General features: G+C 73.1%; 14 protein-coding genes, 1 pseudogene and 1 riboswitch. Of the genes and pseudogenes, 12 read left to right on the plus strand and 3 right to left on the minus strand.

The window, feature by feature from the left end; all coding sequences use genetic code 11:
- Positions 1 to 8: 8 nt before the first annotated feature.
- Positions 9 to 410, minus strand: coding sequence for a winged helix-turn-helix transcriptional regulator (locus tag B124_RS17830; protein ID WP_496503850.1), 402 nt, complete (start codon positions 408 to 410; stop codon positions 9 to 11).
- A 149-nt stretch (positions 411 to 559) separates the two neighbouring features.
- Here B124_RS17830 and B124_RS17835 point away from each other — a divergent pair, with 149 nt between their 5' ends.
- The 4 genes from B124_RS17835 (at position 560) to B124_RS17850 (ending at position 4,006) form a co-directional block, all read left to right on the plus strand.
- A complete protein-coding gene (locus tag B124_RS17835; RefSeq protein WP_496503851.1) occupies positions 560 to 1,405 on the plus strand; it encodes an NAD(P)H-binding protein in 846 nt (281 codons plus the stop codon).
- A gap of 190 nt (positions 1,406 to 1,595) precedes the next feature.
- The gene (locus tag B124_RS17840; RefSeq protein ID WP_496503852.1) at positions 1,596 to 2,438 is read left to right on the plus strand and encodes an ABC transporter ATP-binding protein; all 843 of its coding nucleotides are present in this window, start codon (positions 1,596 to 1,598) and stop codon (positions 2,436 to 2,438) included.
- A complete protein-coding gene (locus B124_RS17845; protein WP_496503853.1) occupies positions 2,435 to 3,196 on the plus strand; it encodes an ABC transporter permease in 762 nt (253 codons plus the stop codon). The genes B124_RS17840 and B124_RS17845 overlap by 4 nt, the downstream gene beginning before the upstream one ends.
- A gap of 18 nt (positions 3,197 to 3,214) precedes the next feature.
- Positions 3,215 to 4,006 (plus strand): MerR family transcriptional regulator, encoded by a 792-nt coding sequence (locus B124_RS17850; protein WP_496503854.1) that lies wholly within the window; start codon positions 3,215 to 3,217, stop codon positions 4,004 to 4,006.
- Here B124_RS17850 and B124_RS17855 read toward each other — a convergent pair.
- Positions 3,998 to 5,521: an MFS transporter gene (locus B124_RS17855; protein ID WP_496503855.1), complete on the minus strand. Its 1,524-nt coding sequence runs from the start codon at positions 5,519 to 5,521 to the stop codon at positions 3,998 to 4,000. The two genes, B124_RS17850 and B124_RS17855, sit on opposite strands and share 9 nt — an antisense overlap.
- A 193-nt stretch (positions 5,522 to 5,714) precedes the next feature.
- Between B124_RS17855 and B124_RS17860 the strand changes: the two genes are divergently transcribed.
- The 3 genes from B124_RS17860 to B124_RS17870 all read left to right on the plus strand — a co-directional run bounded on the left by B124_RS17860 (position 5,715) and on the right by B124_RS17870 (position 9,174).
- Complete coding sequence (locus tag B124_RS17860) at positions 5,715 to 6,677, plus strand: RNA polymerase sigma-70 factor (protein WP_496503856.1); 963 nt, start codon at positions 5,715 to 5,717, stop codon at positions 6,675 to 6,677.
- A gap of 139 nt (positions 6,678 to 6,816) precedes the next feature.
- On the plus strand, positions 6,817 to 7,851 hold the full coding sequence (locus B124_RS17865; protein WP_496503857.1) for a glycosyltransferase family 2 protein: 1,035 nt from the start codon (positions 6,817 to 6,819) through the stop codon (positions 7,849 to 7,851).
- A gap of 3 nt (positions 7,852 to 7,854) precedes the next feature.
- Positions 7,855 to 9,174 (plus strand): polysialyltransferase family glycosyltransferase, encoded by a 1,320-nt coding sequence (locus B124_RS17870; protein WP_496503858.1) that lies wholly within the window; start codon positions 7,855 to 7,857, stop codon positions 9,172 to 9,174.
- Positions 9,175 to 9,253: 79 nt separating this feature from the next.
- On the opposite strand, the gene B124_RS17875 is transcribed toward B124_RS17870, so the two are convergent.
- Positions 9,254 to 10,351 (minus strand): acyltransferase, encoded by a 1,098-nt coding sequence (locus tag B124_RS17875; protein WP_496503915.1) that lies wholly within the window; start codon positions 10,349 to 10,351, stop codon positions 9,254 to 9,256.
- A gap of 179 nt (positions 10,352 to 10,530) precedes the next feature.
- On the opposite strand from B124_RS17875, the gene B124_RS17880 reads away from it, so the two are divergent.
- From B124_RS17880 to B124_RS17900, 5 genes and pseudogenes are all read left to right on the plus strand, one after another.
- Positions 10,531 to 11,184 (plus strand): SurA N-terminal domain-containing protein, encoded by a 654-nt coding sequence (locus B124_RS17880; protein ID WP_496503859.1) that lies wholly within the window; start codon positions 10,531 to 10,533, stop codon positions 11,182 to 11,184.
- Positions 11,185 to 11,291: 107 nt separating this feature from the next.
- Positions 11,292 to 12,413 (plus strand): annotated as a pseudogene (locus tag B124_RS17885) (nucleoside triphosphate pyrophosphohydrolase); the annotation flags it as partial.
- Between the two features lie 487 nt (positions 12,414 to 12,900).
- Positions 12,901 to 14,175 carry a cytochrome P450 family protein gene (locus B124_RS17890; protein ID WP_496503860.1) on the plus strand — a complete coding sequence of 425 codons (1,275 nt, stop codon included), beginning with the start codon at positions 12,901 to 12,903 and terminating at the stop codon, positions 14,173 to 14,175.
- 98 nt (positions 14,176 to 14,273) lie between these two features.
- On the plus strand, positions 14,274 to 15,320 hold the full coding sequence (locus tag B124_RS17895; RefSeq protein WP_496503861.1) for a transglycosylase family protein: 1,047 nt from the start codon (positions 14,274 to 14,276) through the stop codon (positions 15,318 to 15,320).
- Between the two features lie 209 nt (positions 15,321 to 15,529).
- Positions 15,530 to 15,694: riboswitch (cyclic di-AMP (ydaO/yuaA leader) on the plus strand.
- 76 nt (positions 15,695 to 15,770) lie between these two features.
- The gene (locus B124_RS17900; protein WP_496503862.1) at positions 15,771 to 16,403 is read left to right on the plus strand and encodes a transglycosylase family protein; all 633 of its coding nucleotides are present in this window, start codon (positions 15,771 to 15,773) and stop codon (positions 16,401 to 16,403) included.
- The last annotated feature ends 40 nt before the right edge of the window (positions 16,404 to 16,443 follow it).

Here is a 16,443-nt window from a genome sequence, read left to right on the forward strand (position 1 = left end):
TGGCGCTGTCACGTCTGACGTTGCCCAGCCGGGGTGTCGTAGTCGTGCCGGGCCTGCTCGACCTTGTCCATGTTGCCGGCAGCCCATTCGGCGAGGTGCGCGAAGAGCGGGGCCAGACTGCGGCCCAGCTCGCTGATCTCGTACTCGACCCGAGGGGGGACCTCCGGATGGTACGTACGCACGACCATGCCGTCGCGTTCCAACTGACGCAGCCGCTGGGTCAGCACCTTCGGTGTGATCGTGCCGATCCGTCGTTCCAGCTCGACGAACCGTTGCCGGCCGTGCATGTGGAGAGTCCACAGGATCGGCGTGGTCCACCGGCTGAACACGATGTCCACGACCGCACTGGTCGGACAGGCGAGTTCCGGGTCGGTCGCAGCGGCTGCCGCCCGGTCGGCGTCACCGGCCATACACACCCCTCGGGATAGTCACTTTCCTATAGGTACCTACTATATCGGCGGTGTTAGCGTCCCCGTGTCGTCCGGAGAGCAGGTCTCCGCGGCGGCCCCGCCCGCGTCTCGGGCGGGGAAACCATGCCGAATTGACACGGGAGTTGTTCATGTTCGTAGTGACGGGTGCGACGGGTAACGTCGGCCGATCGCTCGTGCAGGCCCTCGCGGCAGCGGGTGCGCGCGTGACCGCGACATCCCGGGGGGTCTCGGACGGGGACGTGCCGGAGAGCGTCCCGTACGCGCGGGCGGATCTGGTCGATCCTGAGAGCCTTCGGCCCGTTCTCGACGGAGCCGACGCGCTGTTCCTGCAAAGCGGCGGCCCCAGCGCACACCTGCTGAGACCGCGGGACATCCTCGACGTCGCCAAGGCCGGCGGCGTCGGGCGGGTCGTCCTGCTGTCCTCCCAAGGAGTCGCGACCCGACCGCAATCGGCCTCTCACGGGGACGTGGGACGCTCCATCGAGGACGCCGTCCAGCAGTCGTCCATGGACTGGACGATCCTGCGGCCCGGAGGGTTCAACTCCAACACGTACGCCTGGGCCGAGTCGGTCCGCGCCCGCAGGACCGCCGTCGCGCCGTTCGCCGACATCGGCCTGCCGACCATCGACCCGGACGACATCGCCGAGGTCGCCGCCACAGCCCTGCGGGAGGACGGCCACGCCGGACAGATATACGAGCTGACCGGGCCCGCCCTCAGCACGCCCCGCCAGCGGGCCGAGGCGATTGCCGATGCACTCGGCGAACACGTCCGGTTCATCGAGCAGACCCGCGACGAGGCCCTCGCACAGATGCTGCGGTTCATGCCCGAGCCCGTGGCCGAGACCACGCTGACCATCCTGGGCGAACCCACCCCCGCCGAGCAGCGCATCAGCCCCGACGTCGAGCGGCTCCTCGGCCGCGCACCCCGCACCTTCGCCGACTGGGCCCGGCGCCACGTCGCCGCCTTCCGCTAGGCCCCGCGATCCCCGGGATCCGCGCCGAGCGCCCGAGCCGGGAGCTGTGGCCTTCGCCGTCGCCGGGCCGCCGACGGCAGGGGCGTGGGGCGGGGCCGGCTTGACCTTGACGCCGGGTCAACCCTCCATCCTTCCGTCAGGGACGGCCGCGCAGCCGCGTGGCGCAGCTCTGCGAAGGAGGCGGATGACCATGACGGCCGAGACGATCGCCGGTCCGGCGATGCTCGTGCGGGGGCTGGAGAAGTCGTACGGGGCACTCGACGTGCTGCGCGGCGTGGACTTCGACGTGGCGCGGGGCAGCATCTTCGCCCTGCTGGGCTCCAACGGGGCGGGCAAGACCACGACCGTGCGGATCCTCGCCACGCTCCTGAAGGCCGACGCGGGGACGGCGCGCGTCAACGGCTTCGACGTCGCCGCGCAGCCGGCTGACGTGCGGGAGTCCATCAGTCTCACCGGGCAGTTCGCGGCCGTCGACGAGATCCTCAGCGGCCGGGAGAACCTCGCCCTCGTCGCCAGGCTGCGCCACCTCGACGACCCGGGCGCGGTCGCGGACGACCTGCTCAGGCGCTTCTCGCTGAGCGGGGCGGGCGGGCGGCGCGTGGCCACGTACTCGGGCGGGATGCGCCGCCGGCTGGACATCGCGATGAGCCTCATCGGGGATTCGCCGGTGATCTTCCTGGACGAGCCGACGGCCGGGCTCGACCCCGAGGCGCGCATCGAGGTGTGGGATGCGGTCAGGGAACTGGCCGGCCAGGGGACGACGGTGCTGCTCACCACGCAGTATCTGGAGGAGGCCGAGGAACTGGCCGACCGGATCGCGATCCTCCACGCGGGCCGGATCATCGTGAACGGCACTCTCGCCGAGCTCAAGCAGCTCTTCCCGCCCGCCACGGTCGAGTACGTCGAGAAGCAGCCGACCCTGGAGGAGATCTTCCTCGCGGTCATCGGCAGCGGCAGAAGCAGCGACAAGACCAGCGACAAGACCAGCGACAGGAGCGACGCCGCCGGCGCGGCCACGGGGGGACAGGGATGACCGCGTACTTCTTCAGCGACACCGCCGCGCTCACGGGGCGGACCCTGCGGCACATCACACGCAGCATCGACACCATCATCACGACCGTCCTCATGCCGGTCGCCATGATGCTGATCTTCGTCTACGTGTTCGGCGGCGCCATCGAAACCGAGTCGGATTCGTACGTGAACTACATGCTGCCCGGCATTCTGCTCATGACCATCGCGTCGGGCGTCTCCTACACCGCGTACCGGCTGTTCACCGATGTGCAGAGCGGGATCTTCGAGCGGTTCCAGTCCATGCCGATCGCGCGCTCGGGTGTGCTGTGGGCCCATGTCGTCACGTCTCTGGTCGCCAACGTGATCGCACTCGTCCTCGTCGTGGGCGTCGCGGTGCTCATGGGCTTCCGCTCGGGGGCGGGAGTGGCGGCATGGCTCGCGGTCGCGGGCCTCCTGCTCTTGTTCACCCTGGCGCTGACCTGGCTCTCCGTGATCCCCGGGCTCACCGCGTCGTCGGTCGAGGGCGCGGGCGCGTTCGCCTACCCGCTTCTCTTCCTGCCGTTCGTCAGCTCGGCGTTCGTACCCCCGGAGACGATGCCCGGCCCGGTGCGCTGGTTCGCCGGGAATCAGCCGGTGACGTCGATCGTCAACACGATCCGTGCGCTGTTCACCGAGCAGTCGGCCGGCGGCGACGTCTGGACCGCGCTCGCGTGGTGCCTGGGCATCCTCGTCGTGGCGTACGCCTTCGCGATGAGCGCCCATCGCCGGAAGGCCGCCTGAGGAGGCAGGCTGAGTCCCATGCTCACCATCAGCCAGTTGGCGGCGTACGCCGGGGTGACGGTACGGGCGGTGCGCCACTACCACAAGATCGGGCTGCTGGCCGAGCCCGAGCGCGACCGGTCCGGGTACCGGACCTACGACGCCGCCGCGGTCGTGCGGCTGATCCGGATCCGCACCCTGGCCGATGCCGGCGTGCCGCTGGCCAGGGTGCAGGAACTCCTCGACGCCGGCCCGGAGGAGTTCGCCGGCGGCGTCCGGGAGATCGACAAGGATCTGCGTGCCGAGATCCGCCGGCTCCAGGACAGCCGCCGCCGGCTCGCCCGGCTCGCCGCCGGAGAGCACCTGGCGCTCCCGCAGAGCGTGGTGGACTTCCTCGACCGGCTGCGCGGTCTCGGCGTCGAGGAGTGGTACATCGAGATGGAGCGGGATGCCTGGATCATGATCGCCGCCCAGGTGCCGCACGTGATCGACGCCGTGATCGCCAAGAAGCACGAGGAACTGGACAACCCCGCCATGGTGCAGCTCTACAGCCTCCTCAGCGGGGCACTCGACTGGCCGGTCGACGAGGCGCGGGTGGTCGCGATCGCCGACATCCTGGAGCGCCTGATGACCGACGCCGAGGAGGCCGGCGAGACGGGCGTCGACGGCTTCGACGACCAGTTCGTCGACCTGCTGGACTCCACCGCGGCCAACTCCTCACCGGGCGCCAGGCGACTCCTGGCGATCCTGGAGGAGAGGGGCTGGAAGGGCTGGACCCGCATGGAGCGGGTGCCTGCCCGCAGGCACCGCGCTGCGCCGCCGTCATCGTGACGGGTGAACGCGCTTCATCAGGCGGTCGGATCCGGCCTCCGCGGCGGCCGGGTCCGCCGGCCGCGGCGGGGCCGGGCGCGGGGTGTTCATCAGGAAGGCGACGATCAGCGCGCCCGTCAGGAGGATCCCCGCCGCCCAGGTGGCGGACGTCGCGAATCCCTCCAGCATCGCCTCCTTCGCGAACGCCGGGCTCCCGCCCCGCGCGCCGGCGTGGTCGGCCGCGTAGTCCGCGGTCGCGCTGGCGGCGATGGTGTTGAGCAGCGCGGTGCCGACCGAACTGCTGACCTGCTGGGCGGTGTTGACGGTCGCCGAGGCGATGCCCGCGTCGCGCTGGTCGGCCCCGTGGGTGGCGTAGTTGAACGCCACCGGCATGATCAGGCCCACCCCGAAGCCGAGCAGGAGTCCCGCGACCAGCACGCCGCGGGCGTAGGCGGTGCCGGTCTCCATGGTGCGCAGCCACAGCATCCCGGAGGCGATCAGCAGCATGCCCGGCACGATCAGCACCCGCGGCGGGACCCTGGGCAGCAGCCGGGAGGCGATCCCGCCGGCCGAGACGAGGACCACCACGGTCATCGGGAGGAAGGCCACGCCCGTCCTGACCGGCGAGTATCCCTTGACGACCTGCAGGTAGTACGTCATGAACAGGAACGCCCCGAGCATGGCGACCGCGGCCAGGCCCACGCTCAGGCAGGCGCCGCCGCGGGTCCGGTCGGCGACCAGGCGCGGCGGCAGCATCGGCTGGGCCACCCGGCTCTCGACGACGGCGAACGCGGCGAGCAGCAGCGCGCCGCCGGCCAGCGGGCCGAGGACGGTCATCGAGCGCCAGCCGTCGGCCTCCGCCTGGCTCGTGCCGTACACGAGCGCGACCAGCCCGCCGGTCACCAGCAGCACGCCGGGGATGTCGAAGCGGGCCCGCTCCCCGCTCCGCGACTCGGTCAGCATCGCCCGCCCGCCGACGGCCGCGACCAGGGCGACCGGGACGCTGACGTACAGGCACCAGCGCCAGTCCAGATAGTCGGTCAGCGCGCCGCCGGCCAGCAGGCCGAGCGCGCCGCCCGCGGCGGTGATGGCGCCCCAGACCCCGAACGCCTTGGCGCGTTCCCCGGGTTCGGTGAAGGTGACGCTCACCAGCGACAGCGCGGCCGGGCCGAGCAGCGCGGCGAACCCGCCCTGCAGGGCGCGGGCGCTCAGCAGCACCGCGAAGCCGTCCGCCGCGCCGCCGAGCGCGGAGGCCGCGGCGAAGCCGAGGAGCCCGATGAGGAAGGCCCGCTTGCGGCCGGTGTAGTCGGCGATCCGGCCGCCGAGGAGCAGCAGGCTGCCGAAGGCCAGCGTGTACGCGGTGATGATCCACTGCCGGTCGCCGTCGGAGATCTCCAGATCCCGCTGGAGCGACGGCAGCGCGATGTTCATGACCGTCAGGTCCAGAACGATCAGAAGCTGCCCCAGTCCGATGAAGAACAGCGCGGCCCAGCGGCGCGTATCCGCCGCCGGGGCCTGCGCCTTCGTGCTTTCCATGAGTCCGTCCTCGCTCGCGGTGGTGTCCGCCGCGCCCGCTGAGGGCGCGGCGTCCTGACGGTCACCAGACGCCGGCGCCCCGGGTTCTGTCACAGCGCGCGGAGGGTGACGAGGGTCACCGCCCGCGGTGTGACAAAACGGCGGTGAGCGGCGTCTAGTGGGTGATGCGGAACCGGACAGACAGGGGTCGGGCATGAGCGGGCACGGCGGACGGACGACGGCCACGGACGAGCGCCCCGGCCGTGCCGAGGACCGGGCGACCGAGCTGTTCGTCACCCATCGCAACCTGCTGTTCACCGTCGCCTACGAGATGCTCGGGTCGGCCGCCGACGCGGAGGACGTCCTGCAGGAGAGCTGGCTGCGGTGGATCGGCGTCGATCTGGCGACCGTGCGGGACGAGCGCTCGTACCTCGTACGGATCGTCACCCGGCAGGCACTGGACCGCCTGCGCGCCCTCAGCCGGCGCAAGGAGTCCTACGTCGGGCCGTGGCTGCCCGAGCCGCTGCTGACCGCACCCGACGTCGCCGAGGACGTCGAACTGGCCGACAGCGTGTCGATGGCGATGCTGCTGGTGCTGGAGACGCTCGCGCCCGTCGAGCGGGCGGTGTTCGTCCTGCGCGAGGTCTTCGACCTGTCCTACGACGAGATCGCGGAAGCCGTCGGCAAGACCCCGGGCGCGGTGCGCCAGACCGCCTACCGGGCGCGGGCGCACGTCGCCGCGCGCCGGCCGCGCGGCACCGCCTCCCCGGCGGAGACCCGGGCCGCGCTCGACGCCTTCGCGCGGGCGGTGGAGACCGGCGACATCCAGCGCCTGCTCGACATCCTGGCCCCGGACGTCGTCGCCCTCAGCGACGGCGGGGGCGTCAGGCGCGCCCTGACCCGGCCGGTCGTGGGGTTCGCCAGCCTGGCCGCCCTGCTGAGCGCCGGGCTGTGGAAGCGCCTCGGACCCCGCTCGGTCGAGGTGACGCGGGTCAACGGCGGTGCGGGGCTGCTCCTGCGCGACGGCGGGGAGATCGACTGCGTGCTGTCGATGCGGGTCGAGGGCGGCTACGTCACCGGCGTGTACTTCGTGCGCAACCCCGAGAAGCTCTCGCGCATGGAGCGGGAGACCGCCGTGAGCCGCGGCGTGCCGCCGCAGCGGCGGCGCGGGGCGTGAGCGGGCCCCGTACCCGCCGGACGGCGTCCCCGTACGAAGCCGGAGGAACGGCACACGTTCGCAGGGCGGGCACCGAGTGTTCACCCGCTGGACTCTTCGGCGGCAACCGCGTGCACGGGCGCGCGTTTAGCCTTGCGAAGTGCCCAAACTGTCGGTCATCGTGCCCCTCCACAACGTGCAGGACTTCGCCCAGGACACCCTGCGCAGCCTGGCCCGCAACGCCCGTTCCGACCGGGAGTTCATCCTCGTCGACGACTGCTCGACGGACGCCACCGCGCAGATAGTCGACAGCGCCGCGCGGACGCTGCCCGGTGCGCGGGTGATCCGGCACGAGACCAACCAGGGCATCGCCCGCGCCCGCAACAGCGGCATCGACGCCGCCGAAGGCGACTATCTGACGTTCCTCGACGGCGACGACTGGTACGCGCCCGGCTACCTGGACGACCTCGTCGCCGCCATGGACCGGTACGGCACGGACTTCGTCCGCACCGACCACGTACAGTCCAACGGCCGCGACCGCGTCGTGCGCCGCGCCCCCGCCCGCCGCCGCGACACGATCCTCGCGGCCCGCGACGGCATCGGCCAGGCCCATCTCGAAACGATGGTCGACTACCCCTTCGTCTGGGCCGGGATATACCACCGCCGGCTGTTCCAGGACGGCGCCCGGCGCTTCGCCGCCGACCTGCGCACCGCCGAGGACCGGCTGTGGACCTGGACGCTGCACCTGACCGCCGAGACCTTCGCGGTCACCGGCCTGCTCGGCGTCTTCTACCGGCGCGGCGTCAAGACCTCCCTCACGCAGATCAGCGACGACCGCCAGCTCGACTTCATCCCCGCGCACGACGCGATGCTCGACGCCGTCCTCGCCGACCCCGAGGCAGACCGCTTCCTGCCCAAGGCGGTACGCACCTACTGCGCCCTCATCGCCTTCCACCGCGGCAACTCCGAGCGCCTGGAGCCCGGTCTGGCCAGACGGCTGGAGCGCGCCTCGGCCGAGGCGCTGCGCCGCATGCCGCAGGACGTGCTGGAGGAGACCCTGCGCGGCATGGACGACCAGCGCGCGCGCATGCTGCGCCAACTGCGCGCGTCGGGGCGGGGAAAGCCCGGGAAGCCGGGCGGTACGGAGAAGCAGGACAGGCAGGACAGGACGGGAAAGCCGGAAAGGGTCGCCTGAGCCGTGCACGAGCACCGCACCCAGATCTTCGAAGTCTCCACGCTGTACGGGGCGGCGACGCTCGCCGCGGCGCTGGATGCCGGGCGGTTCGGGCCGCGCGCCGCGGCCCGCCGCATCCTGCTCGTCGCCAACAACGCGCCCGTACCCGAGACCGCGACCCGGATCGCGGAGATGCACGGCTGGACGCAGGTCTCCGCCCGCTTCGACGAGGTGCTGGACTACAACCACGAGATCCGCCCGCACCACCCCGCCGCCTGGCACCCCAAGGGCGGCGACGCGCCGCTGCTGCAGCGGCTGCTGCGCCGCGCCTGGGACCTCGGCGACGGGCCGCTGGACCTGGTGGTCGAGTCGGTGACCGCGCCGCCCGCCAAGGCGCTTGTCGCGATCTTCGCCGACGCCGGCGTGCACGTGTACGCGGACGGGCTGATGAGCTACGGCCCGACCCGCGAGCGGCTGCCGCAGCACGTGGCCTGCCGGGTGCAGCGGCTGCTGCACCTGGACCTCGTGCCGGGCCTTGAACCGCTGCTGCTCACCGAGTACGGGGTGCCGGCGGAGGTGGTGCCGAACGGGGCGTTCCGCGCGGTGCTCGACGAAGTGACCGCCGCGACGCCCGCGTTGCCCGCGGACGGCGACGGCGCGCCCACCGCCGTACTCCTCGGCCAGTACCTCGCCGCGCTCAACATCCTCAGCCAGGCCGAGGAGGAGGCGCTGCACGAGCGGATGCTGCGCGGCGCCGCCGCGGCCGGCCACCGCGCGGTCCTCTTCAAGCCCCACCCCACGGCCCCCGCGCGCTACTCCACGGTGCTGCAGAAGGCCGCCGCGGACGCGGGCGTCACGCTGACGGTGCAGGAAGAGCCGATGCTCGCGGAGGCGCTGTACGGCACGCTGCGCCCGCGGCTGGTCGTCGGCTGCTTCTCCACGGCGATGCTCACCGCGGCGACCCTGTACGGCATCCCCGTCGCCCGGGTCGGCACGGACACGCTACTGGAGCGGCTGACCCCGTACCAGAACAGCAACCGGATCCCTGTCACCCTCGTGGACTCGATCGTGCCGGAGCTGGGCGGGCCGGACCGCCCGGCGCGGGACACCGCCCAACTCGCCGGGCTGCTCACGGCGGTGGGGTACTGCATGCAGGCCGACAACCACCCGCGGCTGCGCGCGCGTGCGCAGGAGTGGCTGGCGGTGCACCTGGACGCCGCCACGCGCCCGTACTTCAAGGGCAAGCGGCTGACGGCGCTGCGGCTGCCGGGCGGCAACCTCGGCCGGGTCCCGCAGGCCCGCAGGGCGCTGGGGAAGGTGCGCAGGGCGCTGACGAAGCCGTAGGGGCGGGTGCGTACGGGCAGGAGAAGGCCCGCACCGGCACGCGCCACCCGGCCCGCGCGCCGCCTCCCGCGAGCCCGCCCTACCCCAGCAGCCGCCGCAGGCCCAGCCGTTGCCACAGCAGCGCCGCGCCGAAGGACAGCACCACGCTCGCCGCCCAGATCCCCGCCGTCAGCGCCACCGCCTCCGCCCCGCCCAGGTCGGCCGACACCAGCGGCTCCGCCAGGGTCCTGATCACCATCAGGTGCACCAGGTACGCCCCGAACGCCGCCCCCGCGACGCGCTTCAGGTGCGGGCGCCACCGCTCGCGCACCCGCACCCGGGTCAGCGCCAGCAGCACCGCGCCTGTGAAGACCGCGACCAGCACATGGGCGTTGGGGATCACGTAGCTGACCTGCGTCTGGTAGACGAGGACGCCCAGCATCGCCGCCGTCGCTGCACCCAGCCACAGCGCGCGTACGCCCCGCCCGCTCCGCGGGCGCAGCGAGAACAGCAGGGCGCCCCCGGCCGCGTACACGAGCGAGTAGACGCCGAACCCCCAGCCGAATGACGGCGTGCCCCAGCCCGTGGCCCGGCCGGCGTCGGCCAGCAGGCCGGGGCCGAGCGCGAAGCCGAGGAGCACCGCGCCGAGCCACCACGGGCGCCGGCCGGCGCGCAGCAGGACGACGAAGCCGAGGAGGAGGACGACGGGGACGTAGGCGTACAGGTACCAGAGGTGGTACGCGGGGCGTACGGTCCCGAACGCCGCGTCCACGGCGAGGTCCCGCAGGGGGTCCTCATTTGTCTCCTGCCACCTGCCCCACAGCAGATAGAGGACCGTCCACACGGCCATGGGGACGACGATGCGCACCATGCGCTGCGCCAGGCGCCACCCGTCGCGCGGCGGGGCGCCGGCGAGGACGGCCCAGCCGGCGATCGCGAAGTACATGGGGACGGCGAACCGGCTGAGCGCGTCGGCCGTCATGCCCGCCCAGTACGCGGCGGCGCCGTTCGCCTCCCGGCGGCCGACGGCGTCGATGAACTCCGAGCCGGTGTGCCCCAGGATGACGCCGCAGGCGCACAGCAGCCGGATCACGTCCACGTCGTAACGGTGGCCGCCGCGCGGCCGGGAGGGCGGTGCGGCGGGCGGTGCGGCGGCGGTGTGCGGGGGCGGTGAGACGGAGGCGGCTGCCGGCTGCACCGGCACGTCGGATACGGTCACTGCCGAACCTTCTTGTGCCGCGGTGTACGGAACATGAATGACGGCCGAACAGACAAGTCATGCCTTAGCAGTGGTGGCGCCGGGCGCCCCTTGCATAAGATCGTGATCCGTATCACGAAGTGGCACGCCGCCGCAGGAAAGCCGCCCAGGAGGCAGCCATGCGCAGGATCGCGCTCGCCGTAACCACCGCCGCGCTCGTCGCGGCCGTGCCGCTGCTCAGCTCGTGCGGCACCGAACCCCGCGCGGGAGCCGCGGCCGTGCTCGGCGACGACGAGCGCATCACCGTCTCGCAGTTGCAGAACCGCGTCGAGGACGTACGGGACGTGCAGAACGACAGCGACCAGGCCGAGGAGATGATCGCCCAGTCGGCCAACCTCAGCGAGATCACGCTGAAGTCGATGCTCCGCGGGCGGATCACGGAGCGGGCCGCGGAGAACTACGGCGTGACGGTCGACCGCGGCGAGGTCCAGCAGGTGCGCCAGGCCGAGGTGGAGGCGGCGGGCGGCGAGAAGGAACTCGCAGCGTGGTACGTGCAGCGATACAACATCGGTCCCGACGGGCTCGACGAGTACTACGAGCAGCAGAACCTGCTGCAAGGGCTCGTCGAGGAGCTGGGTGTCGACCCGCAGACGCCGGAGGGCGCGGCGCGGCTCAGTGAAGTGATGGTCGAGGCGTCGGAGGACCTGGACATCGAGGTCAGCCCGCGGTACGGCAAGTGGGAGGACCAGCAGGGGGAGCTGCTGCAGGCCGACACCCCGTGGATCAAGCAGGCCGCCGCCCCCGCGGAGGGCGGCCTGCTCCCCCAGCAGTAGCCGGGTCGCGCGGCCGGGGGACGGCCGCCCGGCGGCGGCCGGTGCAGGGCGGCCGGTGCGGGGCGGCCGGTGCCGGGCTGTCGGTGGCGTCGGTTACGGTCGGGGACGTGACCGGCCGACTCGTCCTGCTGACCACCACCCACCGCATCGCCCCGGGGCTGCTGTCCTGGCCCGCGTGGGAGGCGCTGCGCGGCGCCGACCGCGTGCTGTGCGCCGACGCCGCGCATCCTCAGCTGCCGTACCTGCGCGAGGCGGGCGTCGAGGTGGAGACCGCCGAGCCCGACGCCTACGAACTCGTCGACGCCTGCGCCGCGGGCGCGACCGTCGTCGTGGTCGCCGGCGCGGACGGCGAGCCCCGGCTGACGGACGACCTGGCGCGGCTGGCGGGCTCGGGGCGGGTGGAGATGCCGTCGCTGGAGCTGCTGCCCGGGTCGTACGACGTGCCGGGGGCGCGGCTGATCGACGTGGTCCAGGTGATGGACCGGATCCGGCGCGAGTGCCCCTGGAGCAGCGGGCAGACGAGCGAAGGGCTGGTCAAGCACAGCCTGGAAGAGGTGTACGAGCTCGTCGAGGAGATCGAGGCGGGGGACAGGCAGGCGGTCCGCGAGGAGCTGGGGGACGTGCTGCTGCAGGTCGTCTTCCAGGCCAGGATCGCCGAGGACGACACCGAGGAGCCGTTCTCCGTCGACGACGTGGCGGGCACCCTGGTGGAGAAGCTGGTACGGCGCCATCCGCACGTCTTCGGCGACGCGGTGGCCGAGACCCCGGCGGACGTCAGGGAGCACTGGCTGCGCGAGAAGGCCATAGAAAAGCGCCGCACGTCGGTCACGGAGGGCGTCCCGCTGGCTCAGCCGGCGCTGTCGCTGGTCGCAAAGCTCGCGGGCCGCGCCCGCACGGCGGGCCTGCACGTGGCGGCGCCCGGGGCGGCGGAGCCCGGTGTGCGGGAGCACGGCGGGGGGCCGGACGAGGCCGGCGGTCCGCGGACCGGTCTGGGGTCCGGCGGTACGGCAGCGGGCGGGCCGGGCGGTGCCGAGGACGACGCCGGCGCCGCCGCGCCGGGCGACCGCGGCGCGGCGCCGCCGGCGGCGGGCGAGCCCGCGGCCCGTCTCGGCGCGGAACTGCTCGCGGTGGCCCTGCGGGCGGAGGCGCAGGGGGTCGACCCGGAGGCGGCGCTGCGGTCGGCGGCACGCGCGTACCGCGAGGCGATCCGCGCTGCCGAGAAGGCGACCGCCGAGGCATCAACCCCCGGCTCCCACGGCGCCGAACCGTCCGCATCCGGCGGTGACGCTGCCGCGCCGGGCGCCGCGAGGGGCACAGAGTCCGCTACGGGCGCCGCGGAGCCCCGCGCGGGCGGCGCCGACGGTCCGGCGGGCTCGGCGCCGCCGCCCGCCGCATACGGCGCGGAGCCGGGCTCGGATGCCGCGGGCGCCGCGGAGTCCCGCGGGGACGGGCCGACGGGTGCTGACGGTGCGGGCGGGCCGGCGGGATCCGTAGCACCGCCACCCGCTGCGAACGGCAGCGCCGGCAGTCCTGACGCCGCCGGGACGGCCGTCCGCGGCGACGCTGCTACGCCGGGCGCCGCGGGCGCCGTACGTGATCCGTACCGCCCCGCCGGAGGCGGAACCACCGGGGCCGACGGGACCAGCGGCGCTCCCGGCAGCCCGTCGGGCGGCGCCCCCGGGAGCGCTTCCCGCCGCCCCTCCGGTGGTCGCTGACGTGTCCGGTCCCGACGCGGGCAGCGGTCCGCGACCCGCCCTCTTCAGCGGGGACTTCGCCGCCGACCCCTATCCCGCGTACGCCTGGCTCCGTACCCACGCCCCCGTCCACCGCACCACCGTGCCCAGCGGCGTCGACGCCTGGCTCGTCACCCGCTACGCCGACGCCCGCCAGGCCCTCGCCGACCCCCGGCTGTCCAAGAACCCCGCGCACCACCACAGCGACAAGACCGGCATCCCCGGCGAGCGCAGCGCCGGCCTCATGACCCACCTGCTCAACATCGACCCGCCCGACCACACCCGGCTGCGCCGGCTGGTCTCCAAGGCGTTCACGCCCCGCCGCGTCGCCGCGTTCGCGCCGCGCGTGCAGGAGCTCACCGACCGCCTCATCGACGGCTTCGCGGACCGCGGCGAGGCCGACCTCATCCACGAGTTCGCCTTCCCGCTCCCCATCTACGCCATCTGCGACCTCCTCGGCGTCCCCGCCGAGGACCAGGACGACTTCCGCGACTGGGCAGGGGTGATGCTGCATCAGCCCGGGGGGCGCCCCCCGGACCCCCGGAACCAGGGCAAGAGCACCCGCGGCGGCGTCGCCCGCGCCGTGAAGAAGATGCGCGCGTACCTCGCCGAGCTGATCCACAGGAAGCGCGCGGCCCTCGGGCACGGCGACCGCGCCGACGACGACCTGATCTCCGGCCTCATCCGCGCCTCCGACGAGGGCGAGAAGCTGACGGAGAACGAGGCCGCCGCCATGGCGTTCATCCTGCTGTTCGCCGGCTTCGAGACCACCGTCAACCTGATCGGCAACGGCACGTACGCCCTGCTCACCCACCCCGCCGAGCGCGCCCGGCTGGCCGCCGAGCCCGCGCTGCTGCCCTCCGCGGTGGAGGAACTGCTGCGCTACGACGGCCCGGTGGAGATGGCGACGTGGCGGTTCGCCACCGAGCCGCTGGAGATCGGCGGGCAGCGCGTCGCCGTGGGCGACCCCGTGCTCGTCGTGCTGGCCGCCGCCGACCGCGACCCCGCCCGCTTCGCCGGCCCCGACACCCTGGACCTTTCCCGCCGTGACAATCAGCACGTCGGCTACGGCCACGGCATCCACTACTGCCTCGGCGCCCCCCTCGCCCGCCTGGAGGCGCAGACCGCCCTGGGTACCTTGCTGCGCCGCCTTCCCGACCTGCGGCTCGCCGTCGAGACGTCCGAATTGCGGTGGCGCGGCGGGCTCATCATGCGCGGTCTTCGGACCCTGCCGGTGCGCTTCGGCAGTTCACTGTGATCTGCGCGTAACTCTCAGGCGATCAACTTGTGATCGTGGGCGGTTCGGTATTAGGTTCGGCCACTGGTTCGAACACACCGGGAACGAAAGGCACTCGCATGCGCTCGGGTAACGGACGCCACCGACGTCCCCGCCAGGCCCCCGCGTTCGTCGTCGCGGCCGGTGCGACAGGGGCACTCGCCCTGCCGCTGCTGGGCGCGAGCGGCGCGAGCGCCGCCGACGCCGGCACGTGGGACCGGGTCGCCGAGTGCGAGAGCGGCGGCCTGTGGAGCGCCGACGAGGGCAACGGGTACTACGGCGGCCTGCAGTTGACGATGGACATGTGGCAGGAGTACGGGGGCGAGGAGTTCGCCGCGCAGCCCGACTTCGCCAGCCGGGCGCAGCAGATCACCGTCGCCGAACGCATCCTTGCCGGCATGGGCGCCGACAAGGCGTGGCCGGAGTGCGCCGACGACGCCGGGCTGCCCGGCGACGACGCGGTGCCGGAGGTCGACCCCGGCGCCGAGTTGCCGCTGCCGCCCTCCACGCCGCCCACCCTCGCCCCCGAGCCGGGCGCTTCGGACGGCTCCCAGCGCGAGGACAGGGACGAGGACGGGCGTACGGACCGCGAGGACAGCCGCGAGGACGGGGACGACCGCGACACCGGGCGGTCCGCCGAGGGCGGCGGCAAGCACCGCGGCACCCAGGACCCCGCCGAGCGCGACGGCGGCTCCGGCGAATGGACCGGCGGGGACTCCGAAGCCTCCGACGCCTCCGGCCGGCACCGCGCCCCGGACGCCTCCGCGTCCCCTTCCCCGTCCGACACCCCGCTCTCGCCCGGCATCCCCGAGGCCCCGCGCGAGGCCGTCGAGACCCCCGGCGCCACCCAGGGGCCCGACGCGACCGAGGTGCCCGACCCCGGCCGCGAGTGGATCGCCGAGATCCCCGGCGAGGTGGAAAAGCGCGACGGTGACCGGGAAAGCGGCGACACCGCGGCGGGCGACCGGAGTTATACCGTCCGACCGGGTGACACCCTCTCGGAAATTGCCAGTGAGCATGCACTGACAGGCGGATGGTCGGAATTGTACGACGGAAACAAGAACTCCCTCGGTGCGGATCCCGACAACATCAAGCCTGGTCAGGAACTCGAATTGAGCGGGAACTGAACAACTGGCGGGTGAAGTCGGCGCAGATTAGTCATATTTGACGTAATCGGCTGACCGGGCTACCTGAAGGACGGAAAACCGGGCGCGGCACTTTGCGAGGTCTTTGAATCGCACACGCCTATGTGCTTACCGTCACATCGCTCGCCAACGCGAGCCCCGGTGATCGCCTCACGCCGAATCCTGTCGGCGTTCACCCGGGCCACCTGTGCATTGAAGCACCGCTGACAGGAGCGGGGGACCCACGGTAAGCGCCGCTCCGGTCCAACGAGAAGGCGGACCGGGCGGCTTGGGGTCAAGCCGCACGCTCGACGTACGGCCGGGCACTCACAGCCCGCACCCGACAGCTCACCTCGCAGGCGTCGGTGAGAAAAGAGCATCATGCTGCTTCCTGACGGAACGGGTAAGCACCGCCGCCCCGCCGCACAGGCCCGCGTTGGCACGCACTCCCGCATGGCCGTTCTCGTGGGCGCCACCGGAACCGCGATCGGGCTGCCGGTGCTCGGCGCCCAAAACGCCACCGCGGCGCCGATCGATACCTGGGAACGGGTGGCCGCCTGCGAGTCCGGAAAGAACTGGGCGACGAATACCGGGAACGGCTATTTCGGCGGCGTCCAGTTCTCCCAGTCGAGCTGGGAAGCCGCCGGTGGCCTCGACTACGCCCCGCGCGCCGACCTGGCGACGAAGGAGCAGCAGATCGCCGCCGCCGAGCGGCTGCTGGCCATGCAGGGTCCGGGCGCGTGGCCCAACTGCGGCCCGCGCGCGGGCCTGACCGCCGACGGCGCGGCGGCGCCGCAGGAGAGCCGGCCGCAGACCCTGCCGCAGCCCCTGCCGGAGACCGGACCGCAGGCGCAGGAAGCGGCGCCGCAGGGCACGGAGGGCCGCGGCACCGGCGAGCAGACGCAGCCGGACTCCCGCACGGTCTTCCGCGGCTTCTACTACGAGGTCCGCGAGGGCGACACCCTGGACGACATCGCCCGGCGGCACGGTGCGGAGAGCTGGCAGCAGGTGTACGAGGACAACAGGTCGGTCGTCGGCGAGGACCCGGACCTGATCCAGCCGGGCCAGAAGCTGAAGCTGGACTAGCCCGGCGCGCGCGGGCGGGCCGCGCCGTACCCGGGGGCGG

Source organism: Streptomyces sp. CNP082 (assembly GCF_059570535.1).

Excerpts from the sequence above, each read along its gene's own strand:
- B124_RS17900 (WP_496503862.1), top strand. The coding sequence starts at position 15,771 with ATGGCCGTTCTCGTGGGCGCCACCGGAACCGCGATCGGGCTGCCGGTG.
- B124_RS17835 (WP_496503851.1), top strand. The coding sequence starts at position 560 with ATGTTCGTAGTGACGGGTGCGACGGGTAACGTCGGCCGATCGCTCGTG.
- B124_RS17850 (WP_496503854.1), top strand. The coding sequence starts at position 3,215 with ATGCTCACCATCAGCCAGTTGGCGGCGTACGCCGGGGTGACGGTACGG.
- B124_RS17840 (WP_496503852.1), top strand. The coding sequence starts at position 1,596 with ATGACGGCCGAGACGATCGCCGGTCCGGCGATGCTCGTGCGGGGGCTG.
- B124_RS17895 (WP_496503861.1), top strand. The coding sequence starts at position 14,274 with ATGCGCTCGGGTAACGGACGCCACCGACGTCCCCGCCAGGCCCCCGCG.
- B124_RS17855 (WP_496503855.1), bottom strand. The coding sequence starts at position 5,521 with ATGGAAAGCACGAAGGCGCAGGCCCCGGCGGCGGATACGCGCCGCTGG.
- B124_RS17880 (WP_496503859.1), top strand. The coding sequence starts at position 10,531 with ATGCGCAGGATCGCGCTCGCCGTAACCACCGCCGCGCTCGTCGCGGCC.
- B124_RS17845 (WP_496503853.1), top strand. The coding sequence starts at position 2,435 with ATGACCGCGTACTTCTTCAGCGACACCGCCGCGCTCACGGGGCGGACC.
- B124_RS17830 (WP_496503850.1), bottom strand. The coding sequence starts at position 410 with ATGGCCGGTGACGCCGACCGGGCGGCAGCCGCTGCGACCGACCCGGAA.
- B124_RS17860 (WP_496503856.1), top strand. The coding sequence starts at position 5,715 with ATGAGCGGGCACGGCGGACGGACGACGGCCACGGACGAGCGCCCCGGC.